This is a genomic window from Microbacterium pullorum, from assembly GCF_014836535.1.
Classification (GTDB): Bacteria; Actinomycetota; Actinomycetes; order Actinomycetales; family Microbacteriaceae; genus Microbacterium; species Microbacterium pullorum.
This window is the reverse complement of record NZ_JACSQP010000001.1, coordinates 423,107-440,358: the sequence shown is the minus strand read 5'-3', so window position 1 is coordinate 440,358 and position 17,252 is coordinate 423,107. Positions and strand designations below refer to the sequence as shown.

The window sequence follows — 17,252 nt, the reverse complement described above, 5'->3', positions numbered from 1 at the left end:
GTCCACTCTCCAACGCTAGGCAGTCGGTGGGCCGGCCGGGAGTCCCTCTCAGTACCCCCACCGGCCGAGGCTCCCTCGCGCGGCGAAGACATGTTCGCATGAATCGTCGGCCCGGCCGCGAGCTTCGTTCCGGGCTGCCCATCCCCGTCTTCGACCAGAAGGATCCACGCTCCACCATGCCCGAAGCATCGACCCGATCCGCCGGTGCCGCCCGGCTTCCGCTGCTGATCTACGTCCTCGCCGCCGGAGTGTTCCTCATGGGCACCACCGAGTTCATCGTCGCCGGGATCCTCCCCGAGATCGCCGAGGACATTGACGTCAGCGTTGCCCATGCCGGACTCATGATCACCGTCTTCGCGATCGGGATGATCGTCGGAACGCCCCTGATGGCGATCGCCACGCTCAAGCTCCAGCGCCGTCTCGCGCTGTCCCTGTCCCTGGTCGTGTTCGCGATCGGCCACGTCGTGGTCGCCCTGACCGACAGCTTCCCGCTCATTCTCACCATGCGGTTCGTGACCGCGCTGGCCACCGGGGCATTCTGGGCTGTCGCTGCTGTGGTCGCCGCGAAAGCTGTCGGGCCGAAGCTCAGCTCCCGGGCGCTCGGCATCGTCCTCGGCGGAGGCATGCTCGCCAACGTGGTCGGCGTGCCGCTGGGCGCGTTCGCCGGGCAGGCCATCGGCTGGCGCGGCCCGTTCTGGGCGTTGGCAGTGCTCGCGCTGATCGCGGTCTTCCCGATCCTCAAGCAGGTGCCGGTCGAGCCAGGCGACGCCCCGGTCCCCTCGGTGAAGGCCGAGCTCGCCGGGCTGCGCGACCTCCGCGTCTGGCTGGTCCTCGCCTGCGCAGCCATCGTCTGCGGGTCGTCGCTCGCGGCCTACAGCTTCATTTCCCCCCTGCTGACCGAGAACACGGGTGTGGCCGCGTCCACGGTTCCGTTCGTGTTGCTGGCCTACGGCGTCGGCGCGTTGTTCGGATCCAACCTGGGCGGACGCTTCGGCACCCACCGGCCCTACGCAGTCCTGTTCACCTCCGCGACGGCGACCTTCCTGGTGCTCGTCAGCCTGGCTGTGCTCTCCCACTTTCTGGTCGCGACCGTGGTCCTGGTGTTCCTGCTCGGCCTGTTCGGAATGTCGACCAACCCGATCCTCATCGGCAAGGCCGTCGGCTATGCCGAAGAAGCACCCACACTGGCCTCCGCGCTGAGCACGTCGTCGTTCAACGTCGGCACCGCCGTCGGCTCCTGGATCGCCGGCTTCGCTCTGGAGTCCGCGCTCGGCGCAACCGGCCCGGTCGTCGTCGGGGCCGCCATCGCAGCCCTCTACTTCCTGCCGCTCAGCATCCTGGTCGTCAAGGACCGCCGCGCCGCGCTGGCCGCTGCCGAGGCTGTCGCTCCTGCGGGCGAGCCGGTTGCGGTGAAGGCTTGATCGGTCCGAGGACTCGATAGGAGCGCAGCCGTCGTCCGATGCCCGGCACGGGTCCTGGGGATGGGGGTACCGCGAGGGACTCCCATCGGCACGGCGTACCGGCTTACCGTTTATGGTATGGACAACAGGGCGGAAGTGCGCGAGTTCCTGACCTCCCGCCGGGCGAAGGTCGACCCGAAGGACGTCGGCCTGCCCGCGGGCACGAACCGACGGGTCGAGGGCCTACGCCGCACCGAGGTCGCAGTCCTCGCCGGCGTGAGCGTAGAGTACTACACCAAGCTGGAGCGCGGCGCGATCAGCGGCGCGTCACCAGAAGTACTGGACGCGATCGCCAGGGCGCTGCGATTGGACGACGCCGAGCGCGCGCACCTGTTCGACCTCGCCCACGCCGCCAGCCCCGTCGCGCGCCCGCCGCGCAAGCGCAGTCCGAAGTGCTGGACGCCGCAGCCTGGTCTGCAGTGGATCCTCGACGGGGTCACCGCCGGCCCGGCGTTCGTGCGCAACGGCCGAATGGATCTGCTCGCGGCCAACGCGCTGGGCCGGGCGTTCTACAAGGACGCCTACGACATGCCCGGCCAGCCGCCCAACCTGGCCCGGTTCACCTTCCTGGACCGGCGCTCCCACGACTTCTACCCGGACTGGGACTCCTTCGCCGAGATCACCGCCGCCATCCTGCGCACCGAGGCCGGTCGGGACCCGCACAGCAAGGAGCTCCACGACCTGGTCGGCGAGCTCTCCACCCGCAGCGAGGACTTCCGCCGACTGTGGGGAGCGCACGACGTGCGCCACCACGGATCCGGGTTCAAGACCTTCCACCACTCCGAGGTCGGCGAGATGACCCTGGCCTACGAGGGCATGGACATGGAGTCCGAGCCCGGCCTGACCCTGACCATCTACTGCGCCGAGCCGGGCACCGACTCCGCCGACCGGATGCGGCTGCTCGCATCCTGGGCCGCCAGCGAGGAGCTCGAAGCGCGCGCCGCCCGGGACGAATCGAGCGTGGCCGTCGACGGCGAGCTGCCCCAGCGCCGCGACTGACGACCCACCCGGGACCGCGAAGGAGCCACCGCAAGCATGAGGATCACCCTGAGCATCGGCGACGAACTCGTCGCAGGCGAGTTGTACGACAACCCCGTGGCCGACCAGATCGCCGAACTGATGCCGTTCGAGGCGGCCTTCGACGACTTCCACGATCAGGAGAAGCTGACCCGGCTGCCCCGGGCCCTGGATGTGTCCGGCGTCCCGCGCGCCGACGCGCCCAAGGCGGGCGAGATCGGCTACTACGCGCCCGGTTCCTCCCTCGTTCTCTACTACGCCAACCCCGGCCGCTGGCCCGGGCTGGTGCGCATCGGCCGATTCGACCACCCGCTCGACCGACTCCGCGCGCTGCCCGGTGGCACCCGGATTGCGATCGCCGCGGCCGAGTAAGCGATGTCGTCGAAAAGCGGCGAGTGATCAAGACCTGAGGAGAACCCGATGGTTCGCCGCCGTCGCCGCCGAAACCGGCCGCGGGGAGCGGGGTCAGGCTCCCGCTACCGGGACGACGGGCTGAACGGGTTGGAACCGCGCTCCCGCGCCGGAGGAAGCAGGGATGCCGCGCCGTGGCGGTGCCGACTATCGGGGTGTGGCCACCTCTTCGAGCGCATCGATGTCGATGATCGTGACATCACGGCGTCCGTGAAGCTCGATGAGGCCGGCGGCGGAGAGTGCGGCGAGGCGGCGGCTCAGTGTCTCCGGCGTGGTGCCGAGGTAGGCGGCGATCTCCTGTTTCGCCATCGGCAGTCTCACCGTGACCGCCCCGTCCCGGATGCTGCCGGGTCGGTCGAGGAGGTAGGCCGCGACGCGGGCGTTGACATCGCTCGAGGTGATGGCGGCCAGCAGCCGCTCGACCGACGAGAGCCGGTCGGAGAGCGTTCGCAGCATCCGCTGACTGATGTCGGGATAGTCGCGCAGCAGGGCGGCAAGGTCGGCGTGGTCGAAGACGCACATTCTGCTGTCTTCCAACGCGACGGCTCTGTCGTTCGGGCGGTGGCCGGTCAGGAACTCCCGTTCGCCCAGAACGTCCCCGGCAGTGGCCGTCCGCAGGATCTGTTCCTGTCCGTTGGCTGCCGCGTGGCTCACCTTGACCTGCCCGCTGTGCATCACCAGCAGGCGTGAGACCGACTGTGCGGGGGCATAGACGACCTCGCCCTTCTTGACGAGTGCCGGGCGGGCGAAGCGTGCGACGCGCACCTGCTCCTCGCGGGTGAGGCCCTGGAAGATCGGCACGCGGGTGACGCACACATCGTCTTCGGCCATGACACGACTCTATTGCGCACCCGCACGACACCACCGCCCGAGCCCCGCGAAATTGATCTGGGTCAAGGAGTTCGCGGCGCGGTGAACCTACGTTGAGGGTGTCAACAGAGCACACCACGACGAAAGGATTCCACGATGAACGCCGCAACCACGACCCACACGGTACTGAGGGCCGAGGGGTTCTCCTGCCCCTCCTGCGTAGCCAAGATCGAGAAGCAGGTCGGCCACCTGTCGGGTGTCGAGAACGTGAAGGTCCACTTCGCTTCCGCCCGCATCGAGGTCGACCACGACGCCACGCGCATGTCGGTGGAAGACCTCGTCGCCGCCGTCGCGAAGGCCGGCTACAAGGCCACTCCCGCGGCCTTCTAGGACGAGCCCAAAATGAACAGGATGCAGAAGTGGGTGTCGGGGAACTGGTCGGTCCCCCTCGTGTCCGGCGTGCTCATCATCATCTCGTTCGCCCTCCAGCGACTGGCTGACGGTGCCGCCGATCTCACCGTCAGCCCGCAGTGGTGGCTCGATGCCGGCGCCCACGCCGCGCACGCCGGCGCGGTCTTCACCCTCGGGGATGCCTTCATGATCGCCGCGGCCGTGGTCACCGGCTACGGCATCGTGGTCACGGCGGTGCGTTCGCTGACCGGCAAGGTCATCGGCATCGACCTCCTGGTGTCGGTTGCGGCCATCGGCGCCGTCATCATCGGCAATTTCTGGGAAGCCGCGGCGGTGACGTTCCTGTTCGCGGTCGGCCACGCACTCGAGGCCGCCACCCTGGACAAGACGCGTTCGGCGCTGACCGCGCTGGTCGCTGTCGCCCCGGATTCCGCGATCGTCGTGCGCGACGGTCGGCAACAGGAGGTCCCCGCCGCGCAGGTGAGGATGGGCGAGATCGTGCTGGTCAAGAACGGCGCGAAGGTCCCCGTCGACGGTGAGGTGGTCTCCGGCACCGGCGCCATCGATGAAGCCTCGATCACGGGTGAGTCGATCCCCGTGGAGAAAGCCGCGGGCGGTCGCGTCTTCGCCGGCACCGTCTCCCGGGGCGGTTTCCTGCAGGTGCGGGCCACCGGAATCGGTGCGGACACCACCTTGGCCCGGATCATTCACCGGGTGGAGGAGGCCCAAGACACCAAGGCCCGCACCCAGGCGTTCATCGACCGCTTCTCAGGCTGGTACACCCCCGCGGTGATGGTGCTCGCCCTGGTGGCCGCCCTGGTCTCCGGCGATGTGGTGCTCGGCCTGACGCTGCTGGTCATCGGCTGCCCCGGCGCCTTGGTGATCTCGATCCCGGTCGCGATCGTGGCCGGCATCGGCCGCGCCGCACGTAACGGCATCCTGATCAAGGGGGGCGAGTTCCTCGAGACCGCGGCGAAGATCTCGGCGGTCGCCCTCGACAAGACCGGCACCCTGACCGAGGGGCGCCCGCAGTTGACCGACGTCGTGGTGCTCGCCCCCGCGCTGGGGCGCAGCGACGTGCTGCGTTGGGCTGCCGCCGCCGAGGCCGGCTCCGAACACCCGCTCGCCCGCCCCATCCTGGAGACCGCGCAGGCCGAGGGCGTCGGCCCGCAGGGCGTCCCGGGTACCGTCACCCCGGTCCCCGGCAAGGGCATCGCGTCCGAGATCGATGGTCACCTCGTGCTGATCGGCAACCCGCCGCTGCTGGAGCAGTACGGCGTCGTTCATGACGGCAGTGCCGCTCAGGTGTCGCAAGAGCTCGCTGCCCAAGGCCGGACGCCCATGATCGCGGCGGTCGATGACAAGGTGATCGGCGTCGTCGCCGTCGCCGACCGACTCCGAGCGGATGCGTCCGAGATGGTCGCCCGCCTGCACCGGGCCGGCGTGCAGAAGGTGGTCATGCTCACCGGTGACACCCTGCTGGTGGCCGAGGCCATCGGGAGGGCCACCGGAATCGACGAGATCCACGCCGCCCTGCTCCCCGAGGACAAGCTGCACGTCGTCACGCAGCTGCAGCACGAGGGCTACACGGTCGCCATGGTCGGCGACGGCGTCAACGACGCCCCCGCCCTGGCCACGGCGGATATCGGCGTCGCCATGGGAGCGGCCGGCTCGGCTGTGGCCGTGGAGACCGCGGACATCGCCCTGATGGGCGACAACCTGCTCACGCTGCCAGAGGCCATCGGCCTGGCCAAGCGCACCGTGTCGGTGATGCGGCAGAACATCGCGATCGCGCTCGTCACCGTGGTGCTGCTGCTGGCCGGCGTCTTCGCCGGTGGGGTGACGATGTCGATCGGCATGCTGGTGCACGAGGGGTCGGTGCTGGTGGTCATCGCCAACGCGATGCGGCTGCTGCGCAACGCCCGAGGCGCCACCGCGAAGCCGAAGCGCAAGACGTCCACCGCGGCGGCGGTGCAGCACATGAACGCCTGACATCGAAGCCGCGGAGGTGGGCAGGTAGGCGACCAGCCGCTGGCGCCCCACCGTCCCCAGAAGCGAAAACTGCCCCGTCATCAGACGGGGCAGTTGTCGATCTTCTCAAAATTTCGGTGGACCTGAGGGGATTCGAACCCCTGACCTCTTCATTGCGAACGAAGCGCGCTACCAACTGCGCCACAGGCCCGTGAACCTCAGAAACACTATCACGATTCAGTGATCCCGCTCGAACCGAGACCCCCTCGCGATGGCCTCGGCGCGGCGTGTCACTGCCCCGAGGCGCGACGGGCGAGAAGGTCCCGCACGTGGGCTTCGATCGTCGCGTCGTCGCTCGTCGCGGCGGGCGTCGCCGTCGCCCGCGCGGCGCGGGCGACCGCGATCGACGGCGGCGCGTTGCGGGCGGCGCGCTCGCGCATCGCCTCTTCGCGGGCCGCCTGGCGCAGGGCCTGGCGAGCCGCAGCGGCGTCGAGTTCGGCGGCGGCACGCGAGCCGGTGGATGCCGTGAGCGGGCGGGGCAGCTCGCGCGGCGTCCATGCACGTTCGTCCTCGAGGGAGACATCCTGCACGGGGCCGGCGGCGGCCCGGCGCACTTCGGGGGCGATGGCGGAGACCATCGCACCACGGGTGCGCACCCGCGCCATGCGCGTCAGCAGCAGTGCCGATGTGGCGAAGACGCCTGCACCCGCCCACAGCATCGTCTGAGAGCCCGAGACGATCAGTTCGAACCCGCCCCATCCCGCGAGGGCGAGGCCCGCAAGGGCGAACACGGTGACGGTGAGCCGCGCACGGCGACGGGCACGCGCCCGCCGGGCGGCCGGCAGCGCGCGGGCTGCCGCGGCGGCGGCCACGGCGCGTTCGCGGGCGGCCGCGGCATCGGCACGGGCAGCCTCAGCTGCTGCGCGATCGGCTTCAGCCTGCGCCCGGGCCTGCTCGCGGGCGATGATCGCGTCGGCGCGCGCCTTCTCCTTCGCGAGCGAGAGTTCGGTGCGTGCGACGACGAGGGAGGCCTGTTCGCGCTCGGCCATCACCTGACGCGCGAGCCGCTGCTGGGCCATGGCGGTGCGCGCGTTGAGTTCGAGCCGCACCTCTTCGGGCGTCTCGCTGGTCTCGGCGAGCACGCGCAGAGCACGGTTCAGGCGCACGGCGTTGCGTTCGGCGGCCTCGTACTGGTAGCGGCTGTGCCAGGACGGCAGCAGGTACACCAGCCACAGGGCGACCGCGACGGCGACGATCACGCCGCCTCCCAGCACCTGTCCGCCCATGGCGACAACGGTATCGGGCGAGCGCCTACCACAGCCACCATCGGTGCGCGTGTCGCACTCTCGCCTTCAACCAGAAGGTGAAAGTTCAGGCGGGCAGGCGATCCGACGGCGGAATGGCAGCGGCATCCCGAGGCGCCACCCCCGCCACCCAGCGTCGCAGCACCCCGTCGGGCACGTCCTCGCGCACGAGCGCAAAGGCGTAGTGGTCACGCCAGTCGCCGTCGATGTGGATGAACCGTCGGCGCAGCCCCTCGTAGCGGAACCCCAGCTTCTCCACGACACGCAGGCTCGCCCGGTTCTCGGGTCGGATGCAGATCTCCATGCGATGGAGCCCCAGCTCCGTGAAGGCGACGTCGGTGGCCAGCGCCACCGACGTCGGCGTGATGTCACGACCGGCGAAGCGCTCGCTCACCCAGTACCCGATGGTCGCCGAGGCCAGCGACCCGCGCGAGACGCCCCACACGTTCAGCTGTCCGGCGAGCTCGCCGTCGTACTCCATGACGAACGGCACACCGAGCCCGTCACGATACTGCTGCAGCAGGCGACGCACACCGGAGCGCATGTCGAACGACGCCGGCCCGTCGGGGCTCGTGGCTTCCCACGGCCGCAGCCACGACCGGTTGGTCATGAGCTCGTTCTGCAACACCCGCGCGTCACGAGGACGCACGATGCGGATCGAGACGGGGCCGTGCTCGCGAGGCGACAGTTCCACGCATCCCCCTCGGGTGCGGCGTCAGAGAGTCGCCGCGAAGTCCTTCAGCCACGGACGCAGGTCCGGGCCGAGGTCGTCCCGGTCGGATGCCAGCTGCACGATGGCCTTGATGTAGTCCACTCTATCGCCGGTGTCGTAACGACGCCCACGGAAGACGACACCCCGCACGCCGGGCCCGTTCGGGTCGGCCGCGAGCTCCTGCAGCGCGTCGGTGAGCTGGATCTCGCCGCCCTTGCCGGGCTCGGTGCGCTCGAGGATGTCGAAGACGTTCGGGGCCAGCACGTAGCGGCCGATGACGGCGTAGTTCGACGGCGCCTCTTCGGCGGTCGGCTTCTCCACCAGACCCGTCACGCGCACGACGTCGTCCTCATCGGTCGGCTCGACGGCGGCGACGCCGTACATGTGGATGTGATCGTCGTCGACCTCCATGAGTGCGACGATCGCGGCACCGGTGCGCTCGTGCTCGGCCATCATCGTGGTCAGCAGCGGGTCACGCTCATCGATGAGGTCGTCACCGAGCAGCACCGCGAACGGGTGGTCGCCGACGTGACGACGGGCGCGCAACACGGCGTGACCGAGGCCCTTCGGGTCGCCCTGGCGCACCATGTGGATGTCGGCGAGGTCGGTGGAGTGCTCGACCTTCAGAAGCTTCTCGTGGTCGCCCTTCGCGCGCAGCCGCTCTTCGAGCTCCGGCATCTGGTCGAAGTGGTTGGCGATGTTGTTCTTGTTGCGTCCGATGATGATCAGGACGTCCTGGATGCCGGCCTGCGTCGCCTCTTCCACCACGTACTGGATGGCGGGCTTGTCGACGACGGGCAGCATCTCCTTCGGCATCGCCTTGGTGGCGGGCAGGAATCGGGTACCGAGTCCGGCCGCGGGAATGACGGCTTTGAAAGGCAGAGACATGCCGATCAGTGTATCCAAGCCGAGATGCCCGGCGACGCGGTCGACCCGCGCAACCTAGAATCAACAGCATGTCCGATGGCATCGATGACGCAAAACGGGCGCTGCGTGCAGAGCTGCGCGAGCGCCGGCAGCTTCTGAGCGACCAGGCGCGCACCACCGCCGAAGAGGGTGTGCACCGCCAGCTCGACGCGCTCCTCGCGCGCACCGACGTCCGCTCGATCTCCTGCTTCCTGTCCACGCCCACCGAACCGGGCACCCGCTCGTTCGTCAACGCGGCGATCGAGCGCGGCATCCGCGTGCTGTTGCCGGTCACCCGCATCGACGGGCTGCTCGACTGGACGGTCGCGACCCCCGACGGCGACGTCACCGACGGTCTCTTCGGGCTGCCCGAGCCGGTCGGCGAACTCCTCGGCCCCATCGCGGTCAACGACGTCGATCTGCTCGTCATCCCGGCCGCCGCCGTCGATCACCGCGGCATGCGGCTCGGCTGGGGACGCGGCTACTTCGACAAGACGCTCGGATCGATGGAGCGCTGCCCGCCCGTCTACGCCGTCATCTACGACTCGGAACTCATCGACGAGGTCCCCCGCGATGTGCACGACCAGCCGGTGAGCGGCGTCGTGACACCCACTCAGACCATCGTCCTGTCGCCCCAGCGGCACTGAATCACCCGAAAGAACCCCATGCCCACTTATGCATATGCCTGCAAGCAGTGCGACCACCGCTTCGACGCGGTGCAGTCGTTCGCCGACCCGTCGCTGACCGAGTGCCCCGAGTGCGGCGGCGCGCTGCGCAAGCAGTACGGCCAGATCGGAGTCACCTTCAACGGGTCCGGCTTCTACCGCACCGACTCGCGCGCCGGCGGCGCGAAGGGCGGCAGCGGCAGCGGCAGCGGCGGCAGCAGCAGCGGCTCGAAGGATTCCGGGTCGTCGAGCGCGACGGGTTCCGCATCGCCGGCTTCTTCGTCATCATCGTCTTCAGGAGCGTCCGCTTCCCCCGCTGCTGCGGGTTCCTGACCGGCCTTGGCCGAAGAGACGAAGGGAGTCCTCGTGATCAAGGGCTTCAAAGATTTCATCATGCGCGGCAACGTCATCGATCTGGCCGTCGCGGTCGTCATCGGCAGCGCGTTCACCGCCTTGGTCAACGCCGTCGTCAGCAGCATCATCACCCCGATCGTCGCCCTGTTCTATCAGGAGAACAAAGACGGCGTCGCCGGCCCGACCGTCACCGGTCTCTACGGCCAGCAGGTGACGTTCCCGATCGGCGACCTCATCAGCGCGATCATCAGCTTCTTCGCCGTCGCGCTGGTGGTCTACTTCGTCTTCGTCGTGCCGATGAACCGGTGGAAGGAACGCCAGGCCCGCAAGGCCGGCGTCAACGAGCAGAAAGAGGAGAAGCTGCCCACCGAGCAGGAGCTGCTGGTGCAGATCCGTGATCTGCTCGAGAAGCAGAAGACCCCGCCCGCTCAGTAGTGCGGCGGCACATCGCGTCGCAGTCGCTCGTCGTTCGGCCCGGATGCCGTCTTCTCGCCCGTCACGGGCGGGACGGTGTCCGGGTCCTCGTCGTCTGCGGGCACTGGTTCGGGGCTCGTCCCCGGCGCGGGCGTGAGCTTCGCCCGGCGCGAACCCGGCACCCGCTGAATGCGCTGCCGGTCAGTCGATGACATCGATCGGCTGCGTGGCGGTGTCGGCGGTCGGAGTCTCGGGCTGCACGCCCAGCAGGCCCGCGACGCGCGCGGCGACCCCCGCGGGGTCGCTGTAGAGGTCGAACGCGTGCACGCGCACGTAGTGCCAGCCCAGGCGCCGCAGGATGAGCGGCCGCAGCCGCAGTGCCTCGCGCAGCGACTCGCCGGTCGCCTCGGGGTCGCTCTCGGCGACCACCGCCTTGCCGCCGTGCTGCGCCACCAGCGGCAGCAGGCCACGGTAGTCGACGTCGACCGAGACGCCCAGGCGCCGCAGCTCCCGGGCGAGGGCGAGGGTCAGCGGGTCGGCCAGGTCTTCCAGCCGCGCCTCGCGCGAGCGGGCCGCGATGCCGCCGAGGATCGACATGAGGGTCGCAGCACCGTACTCGAGCCGGCCGTCGTCGAACGCGGAGGGCCGGATGGAGGAGACGATCACCATCGAGCGCCGGGCACGGGTCATGCCGACCGTCAGCAGCCGCTCGCCGTCGGGGGTCGACAGGTCGCCGAAGTCGCTCAGCACGCGGCCGTGGCGGGTGAGGCCGAACCCGAGGGAGAAGATCACGCGGTCTCGGCTCTCGGCCACCGATTCCTCGAGGGTGAGCACGGCGAAGGGCTCGGCGGTGTCGCGCGAGAGGAAGTCGGCGACGTCCGACCGCCCGGCGAAGGCCGACTCGACGGCGGCGCGTACGCGCTCGGCGTGACGTGCGCTCGCGGTGACGACCATGAGCGATTCGGTGCCGCGGTTGACGGCGTGCTCGACGACCAGGGTGACGACGCGCGCCACCTCCGCGTCGGGGCTCTCGACGGCACCGGTGAGGGGGTCGGGCGCGCCGACGCCACCCTCGACGTAGTCCACGCCCAGGCTCCCCCGCCCGAGGTAGGACCCCGCCCACGGGAGCGACATGATCTCGCCGCCGTAGAACGCGTCGTTGACGAGCTCGGCGAGGTCTTCGCCGCCCGCCCGGTAGCTGCGGGTCAGCGTTTCGACGGGCAGCATCTCGGCGAGCCTCTCGAACACGCTCGGCTCATCGGGGTCGACCGTCGGTGCGTCGTCGTCGGTGGTTCCCGCCAGCGCCGCCGACACCCGGAAGGGGGTGGACTTCTGAGTCACGGGGTCGCCGAGCACCACGACCTGGCGCGCCCGCCGCAGGGCGGGGGCGGCTTCGGCGAGGCTGAGGGCCGCGGCATCCGCCACGATCACCACATCGAAATCGGGGCTGTCGGGGATCTGCGGCACTTCGTACGGCGACGCGAGCCACACCGGGGCGAGCGCGCGCATGAGGGTGGGGGCGTAACCGACCAGCTCGTCGGGGGTCGCCGAGCCTTCGCGCAGCGCCTGCTTGAGCGATGCCGCTTCGACCGGCTCGTCGACGATCGCGATCTTCCAGCGGGTGGCCAGCTGCGCGGCCAGCAGCGGCCCGGATGCCGCGGCGTGCGCTTCGTCGACGAGACGGAAGTCGCGCTCGAGACGGTCGACCACGTTCGTGTTCGCGCCGAGCAGCGCCCGGTCGGTGCGCAGCAGATACTCCAGCGCCGACTGCCACCACGCGAACTCCAGCTCGGTGCCCACCTGGTCTTCGGGCACGTGACGCACCGAGAGTTCGGCCAGCAGCGGCTCGAGGCCGAGTTCGGCCAGGCTCGTGCGCAGGGTGGCGCGCTCGACCAGGTTGTCGAACACGTCGGACTTGGCGGCGAGAGAGGCGAGCGTGCGCAACAGCCGCGGGATCGGCAGATGTGCGAGCGATTCGCCGGGGCCGCGTCCCAACGCCGCGTCCAGCGCGGCGAGGTCGGCGTCGACCCGCTGCCAGGCGGTCTGCACCTCAGCCAGGCCCAGCGGCACCTCCGGAAGCACGCCGGGCTCGACGTACCGCTGCCATTCGGCGCGTTGCTGCTGCACGCGCAGCAGCCCTGCGTGCATGTCGGTGACATGCATGCCGGGGCGCACGTACTCGCGGGCGAGGTTCTTGAGGCGCCGGCGGTTGGCGCCGGTCATGTTCGGCGCGTCGCGGCGCGGACCGTGCGCCTCGATGAGTTCGGCCAGGGGCCGCTCGAACACCGTGAGACTGAACCGGTCGAGCGAGTCGCGGATCCCCTGCAGCAGGCGCAGGTGCCCGCCGAGCTCGGCGATGGTCTGGAAGGGGCGCATGCGTGTCTGCCCGATGAGCTCGTACCCGCGCTCGAGCAGGTTCGGCACGTCGGTGCGCTGCAGCCGCGATGCCAGCGCGTGCGCGGCTCGGGCTTCTTCGGTGGTGGCGAAGCTGACGCCGTACCAGGGCGAATCGTCGGGTCCGAAGCGGAACTCGCCCAGGCGTGCGGCCGAGGCGAGCATGGTCGCGGCCTCGGTGCGGCGCGTCGACAGCCGCACGAGCGTCGTGAGGTCCAGCCGCGCGCTCGTCGACGGCGGCGGGGTCTTCGTCGCGAGGGTGGTCAGAGTGCGCAGCGCCTCGAGCGGCGAGACGCCGATGGTGGGATGCCGCGACGTCAGCGCGCCGCGGTAGTCGCGCAAGACGCTGCGCAGCCGCACGAGCGCGTCGTCGATGTCGGCGACCTTGGGCTGCTCCGCCTTCTCGTTGCGGGCGATCGCGCGCACGAGATCGCGGTGCAGCTGCCGGGGTGACACCGCCAAGCCCGGCAGGCCGACGCCGGCCAGGCGATGCCGCACACCCTCGAGGGTGGAGCGGCGGGCGCTGACGACCAGCACGCGCTTGCCCTCCTGCACGAGCGAGCCGACGGCGTTGATGACCGTCTGGGTGCCGCCGGTGCCGGGAAGCGTGTGCACGGCGAGGGAATGCCCGGCCATGATGCGGGCGAGCACGCCCTCCTGCTCCGCGTCGGCGTCGAGCAGCAGGGTGTCGGCGGCGGGCGGCCGTTCGTCGGCGTTGTGCGCGGGCTGCAGCGGGCGCACCGCAGTGACCCGTTCACGGTCGGCGGGGTGACCGGCGAGCGCGTTGAGCACGGGGTGGTCGAGGTGGGTGAGGTCCGATTCCATCGCCGAGCCGACGTCGGCGAACGTCGACACCACGAGGCGCGGCTGCACCGTGAAGGTGGGGATGCGGGCGGTGAGGGCACGCAGGTGGTCGATCACCGGCTGCGGCTTGAAGACACCGCCGTCGTAGGCGAGGGCCGCGAGTGCCCGTCCGTCGAGATCGATGCCGAAGTGCGTGCGCGCGGCGCGGACCAGCTCGGGGTTGATCGTGAAGGTGCCGTGCAGCTTCAGCTCGAAGTCGGAGTGGTGGCGGCGGATCGCGAGGGGTCGCAGCAGCACGGGGGCGGTGCACGCCAGTCCCCCGAGGCGCCAGGTCGCCAGGCCGACCGCGAGGTTGACCGTGTCGAGCCCCCGGGCGGTGCGCAACTCGACGTCGCGCGCGGTGATGCGCTCAGCGGCCAGCCGTGCGCCGCGCAGTGCCACTTCGTCGCGGAACAGGTTCGACAGCAGCGTCGAACGGCCGGTGATGAACTGGGGAAGGCTGCCGGGGTGGGCCTTGGTGATCTCGATGCCGGCGTCACCGGCATCGGCGAAGTGCAGCAGGCTCGACCGTCCGCCCAGGCCGGCCGCCTTCCGTCGCAACCGGGCACGCGCCTCTTCGGCCACATGGGTCACGACGACACCCGGCTCGGCAACGCCGAGATCGCCCGGTGTCACGGACGCCGGAAAATCCGTCGCCGCGGCATCGGCCGTCGCATTACCGTCTCCTCGCCACACACGAGCCAGACTAGGCGGCACACGCGTGTCCGGCTGGACGTGGACCCGAGTTTCGCGGTATTGACCGACACGCCGCTCCATCGGCGCTTCCTCCCCAGGCGCCGAATCCGCTCCGCTCCGCCGGATCGGGCGGTTGCGCCGCCACGGCGTCGCGGTCAGCGGTCAGGATGGGCTCATGACCGCGACCTCCTACTCGGTGCACCCGACACCGATCGGCCAGGCCCTCGTCGTGGTGAGCGATGAGGGCCTGGTCGCGCTGCACATCCTCGACGGCCCGCACGACGACCAGCTCGCCGAGCTGTCGGCCCTGCTGCACGCGATGCCCGATCACGACGCCGATGCCACGGCGCCCGTCACCGCACAGCTCGACGAGTACTTCATCGGCCGCCGGCGCCGTTTCGAGGTGCCACTGGACTGGCAGCTGGTCTCCGGCTTCACCCGTGAGGCCCTGCAGGCGGTGTGCGAGATCCCCTACGGCCAGACGGCGTCATACGCAGAAGTGGCGGTCATGGCGCAGCGCCCGCGAGCACACCGTGCCGTGGGCACCGCCTGCGCCCGCACTCCCATCTCCCTCGTCGTGCCGGCGCATCGCGTGGTGCGCGCCGACGGTTCGATCGGCGAGTACGGCGGCCGACCGGAGATCAAACGGTTCCTTCTCGATTTCGAGACCGCGACGGGCGAGTAGGCCCCCCGGCACGCGGAACGGCCCCGGGCATCATGCCCGGGGCCGTTCGTGCGACGTTCGGCGTCAGTGGTGGGTGGCCTTCTCCGCACCGAAGCCGGTGAGCGAGCGCACATCCATCTCGGCCGCCAGGCGTGGGTCCTCCTTCTTGGTGGAGGTCACGGTGCCGAGCCAGCCGAGGAAGAACCCGAGCGGGATCGAGACGATGCCCGGGTTGTTCAGCGGCCAGATCGCCGTACCGACGTTCTTGAACACGCTGGTCTCCGTCCCCCAGAACACCGGCGACAGGAAGATCAGGATGATGGCGGCGGCGAGGCCGCCGTACATGCTCCACACCGCGCCGCGGGTGGTGAACCGGCGCCAGAACAGCGAGTAGAGGATCGTCGGCAGGTTCGCCGAGGCGGCGACCGCGAAGGCCAGCGCCACGAGGAACGCCACGTTCTGCCCCTGCACGCCGATGCCGCCGAGGATCGACAGCACACCGATCACGACGACCGTGCGACGGGCGACCTTGACCTCGCCGTCGGGAGCGACCTTGCCCTTCTTCACCACGTTGGCGTAGATGTCGTGGGCGAACGACGCGGCGGCGGTGATGGTCAGGCCCGCCACGACCGCGAGGATCGTCGCGAACGCGACCGCCGAGATGAACCCGAGCAGGATGGGTCCGCCGAGCTCCAGCGCCAGCAGCGGCGCGGCGGAGTTCACCCCGCCGGGCGCCGCGCGGATGACATCGGGCGTCACCAGCGCACCGGCGCCGTAGCCGAGCACCAGCGTGAGCAGGTAGAACAGGCCGATCAGCCAGATCGCCCACACCACCGATCGGCGTGCTTCCTTGGCGGTGGGCACGGTGTAGAAGCGCATCAGCACGTGCGGCAGGCCTGCGGTGCCGAACACCAGAGCCAGCGCGAGCGAGATGAAGTCCCACGGGTTCGCGCCGTACTGCAGGCCCGGTCCCAGCACATCCTCGCCGGCGGGCGAGGCGGCCACGGCGGCTTCGAGCAGAGAGTTGAAGTTGAAGCCGTAGATGGCGAGCACCCACACGGTCATGCCGAGCGCCCCGCCGATCAGCAGGAATGCCTTCACGATCTGCACCCAGGTGGTGCCCTTCATGCCGCCGATGAGCACGTAGACGATCATCAGCACGCCCACGACCGCGACGACAATCGACTGGCCCACCTGGTCGTCGATGCCCAGCAGCAGCGACACGAGTCCGCCGGCGCCGGCCATCTGGGCGAGCAGGTAGAAGAAGCACACCGCGAGGGTGGTGAGGGCCGCGGCCATGCGCACCGGGGTCTGCTTCAGACGGAACGACAGCACGTCGGCCATCGTGAACTTGCCCGTGTTGCGCATGAGTTCGGCCACCAGCAGCAGGGCTACCAGCCACGCCACCAGGAAGCCGATGGAGTAGAGGAATCCGTCGTAGCCGTTGATGGCGATGGCGCCGCAGATGCCGAGGAACGACGCGGCCGAGAGGTAATCACCCGAGATCGCGAAGCCGTTCTGCGGGCCGGTGAACGACCGCCCCGCGGCGTAGTAGTCGGCCGCGGTCTTGTTGTTGCGGCTCGCGCGGATGACGATGAACAGCGTCACGGCGACGAACGCCCCGAAGATCGAGATGTTCAGGATCGGGTTGTTCTCCACCGTCTGTACGGCGGCTTCGATGGCACCGAAGATCTCGTTCATGCCCCCGCCTCCTGCGCCTCGAGCTGCTCACGGATGGCCTGGGACTGCGGGTCGAGTTTGCGGTTGGCGTACCAGACGTAGGTCATCGTGATGGCGAAAGTGGTCACGAACTGTCCGAGCCCGAACACGAGCCCCACAGTCGTCTCGCCGAACACGCGCTGACTCATGAAGTCCGGTGCGAACGACGACAGCAGTACGTAGACGAAGTACCAGAGCAGGAACGCGATGGCCAAGGGGAAGACGAAACTGCGGTGACTGCGTTTGAGGTTGCGGAACGGCGGAGATTCCTCCACCGCGATGTAGTCGATCACACCCGGCGGGGCGGTCTCATTGTGTGCTGCGGTCATCTGTGCGGCCTCCTTGCCACTCGTGCTGTCCGCTCGGGTTCCGCGGCGGTGCGGCGCCCATTGCGAGAGGGGTCACGACGCCCGAAAAGCCCGGTATGCGCTCGCCGACCGCGTGATAGCGTCGACGCTACGAAGGCGGCGACGACGCCGTCACCCCCGGAAGTAGGTAGTG

16 protein-coding genes and 1 tRNA gene are annotated in these 17,252 nt (G+C 69.8%); 9 read left to right on the top strand and 8 right to left on the bottom strand.

What is annotated here, in order from left to right:
• The first annotated feature begins 176 nt into the window (after positions 1-176).
• The 3 genes from H9651_RS02165 (at position 177) to H9651_RS02155 (ending at position 2,849) form a co-directional block, all read left to right on the top strand.
• On the top strand, positions 177-1,421 hold the full coding sequence (locus H9651_RS02165) for an MFS transporter (protein ID WP_191717553.1): 1,245 nt from the start codon (positions 177-179) through the stop codon (positions 1,419-1,421).
• A gap of 117 nt (positions 1,422-1,538) precedes the next feature.
• A complete protein-coding gene (locus tag H9651_RS02160) occupies positions 1,539-2,459 on the top strand; it encodes a helix-turn-helix transcriptional regulator (RefSeq protein WP_191717437.1) in 921 nt (306 codons plus the stop codon).
• A gap of 36 nt (positions 2,460-2,495) precedes the next feature.
• Positions 2,496-2,849, top strand: a complete 354-nt coding sequence (locus H9651_RS02155; RefSeq protein WP_191717436.1) for a cyclophilin-like fold protein — start codon at positions 2,496-2,498, stop codon at positions 2,847-2,849.
• Positions 2,850-3,035: 186 nt separating this feature from the next.
• On the opposite strand, the gene H9651_RS02150 is transcribed toward H9651_RS02155, so the two are convergent.
• On the bottom strand, positions 3,036-3,719 hold the full coding sequence (locus H9651_RS02150; protein ID WP_191717435.1) for a Crp/Fnr family transcriptional regulator: 684 nt from the start codon (positions 3,717-3,719) through the stop codon (positions 3,036-3,038).
• 135 nt (positions 3,720-3,854) lie between these two features.
• Here H9651_RS02150 and H9651_RS02145 point away from each other — a divergent pair, with 135 nt between their 5' ends.
• Both H9651_RS02145 and H9651_RS02140 read left to right on the top strand, forming a co-directional pair.
• On the top strand, positions 3,855-4,088 hold the full coding sequence (locus H9651_RS02145; RefSeq protein ID WP_191717434.1) for a heavy-metal-associated domain-containing protein: 234 nt from the start codon (positions 3,855-3,857) through the stop codon (positions 4,086-4,088).
• A gap of 12 nt (positions 4,089-4,100) precedes the next feature.
• Complete coding sequence (locus tag H9651_RS02140; protein WP_191717433.1) at positions 4,101-6,101, top strand: heavy metal translocating P-type ATPase; 2,001 nt, start codon at positions 4,101-4,103, stop codon at positions 6,099-6,101.
• 117 nt (positions 6,102-6,218) lie between these two features.
• Here the strand turns inward: H9651_RS02140 and H9651_RS02135 are convergent.
• From H9651_RS02135 to galU, 4 genes are all read right to left on the bottom strand, one after another.
• Positions 6,219-6,291, bottom strand: a tRNA-Ala gene (locus tag H9651_RS02135).
• Between the two features lie 79 nt (positions 6,292-6,370).
• Complete coding sequence (locus tag H9651_RS02130) at positions 6,371-7,366, bottom strand: large exoprotein (RefSeq protein ID WP_191717432.1); 996 nt, start codon at positions 7,364-7,366, stop codon at positions 6,371-6,373.
• A gap of 85 nt (positions 7,367-7,451) precedes the next feature.
• On the bottom strand, positions 7,452-8,078 hold the full coding sequence (locus H9651_RS02125; protein ID WP_191717431.1) for a GNAT family N-acetyltransferase: 627 nt from the start codon (positions 8,076-8,078) through the stop codon (positions 7,452-7,454).
• A gap of 21 nt (positions 8,079-8,099) precedes the next feature.
• Positions 8,100-8,984, bottom strand: coding sequence for a UTP--glucose-1-phosphate uridylyltransferase GalU (galU, locus tag H9651_RS02120; protein ID WP_191717430.1), 885 nt, complete (start codon positions 8,982-8,984; stop codon positions 8,100-8,102).
• Between the two features lie 68 nt (positions 8,985-9,052).
• Between galU and H9651_RS02115 the strand changes: the two genes are divergently transcribed.
• The 3 genes from H9651_RS02115 to mscL are packed head-to-tail and all read left to right on the top strand — an operon-like array spanning position 9,053 to position 10,456.
• Positions 9,053-9,649 (top strand): 5-formyltetrahydrofolate cyclo-ligase, encoded by a 597-nt coding sequence (locus H9651_RS02115; protein WP_191717429.1) that lies wholly within the window; start codon positions 9,053-9,055, stop codon positions 9,647-9,649.
• An 18-nt stretch (positions 9,650-9,667) separates the two neighbouring features.
• Positions 9,668-10,000, top strand: a complete 333-nt coding sequence (locus H9651_RS02110; protein WP_191717428.1) for an FmdB family zinc ribbon protein — start codon at positions 9,668-9,670, stop codon at positions 9,998-10,000.
• Positions 10,001-10,033: 33 nt separating this feature from the next.
• On the top strand, positions 10,034-10,456 hold the full coding sequence (mscL, locus tag H9651_RS02105) for a large conductance mechanosensitive channel protein MscL (RefSeq protein ID WP_191717552.1): 423 nt from the start codon (positions 10,034-10,036) through the stop codon (positions 10,454-10,456).
• A gap of 180 nt (positions 10,457-10,636) precedes the next feature.
• On the opposite strand, the gene H9651_RS02095 is transcribed toward mscL, so the two are convergent.
• The gene (locus H9651_RS02095) at positions 10,637-14,368 is read right to left on the bottom strand and encodes a DEAD/DEAH box helicase (RefSeq protein ID WP_404802978.1); all 3,732 of its coding nucleotides are present in this window, start codon (positions 14,366-14,368) and stop codon (positions 10,637-10,639) included.
• 175 nt (positions 14,369-14,543) lie between these two features.
• Between H9651_RS02095 and H9651_RS02090 the strand changes: the two genes are divergently transcribed.
• Complete coding sequence (locus tag H9651_RS02090; protein ID WP_191717426.1) at positions 14,544-15,053, top strand: methylated-DNA--[protein]-cysteine S-methyltransferase; 510 nt, start codon at positions 14,544-14,546, stop codon at positions 15,051-15,053.
• Positions 15,054-15,116: 63 nt separating this feature from the next.
• Here H9651_RS02090 and H9651_RS02085 read toward each other — a convergent pair whose 3' ends face one another.
• Positions 15,117-16,733 (bottom strand): solute symporter family protein, encoded by a 1,617-nt coding sequence (locus tag H9651_RS02085; RefSeq protein WP_191717425.1) that lies wholly within the window; start codon positions 16,731-16,733, stop codon positions 15,117-15,119.
• Positions 16,730-17,080 carry a DUF485 domain-containing protein gene (locus tag H9651_RS02080; RefSeq protein WP_191717424.1) on the bottom strand — a complete coding sequence of 117 codons (351 nt, stop codon included), beginning with the start codon at positions 17,078-17,080 and terminating at the stop codon, positions 16,730-16,732. The genes H9651_RS02085 and H9651_RS02080 overlap by 4 nt, the downstream gene beginning before the upstream one ends.
• Positions 17,081-17,252: the final 172 nt, after the last annotated feature.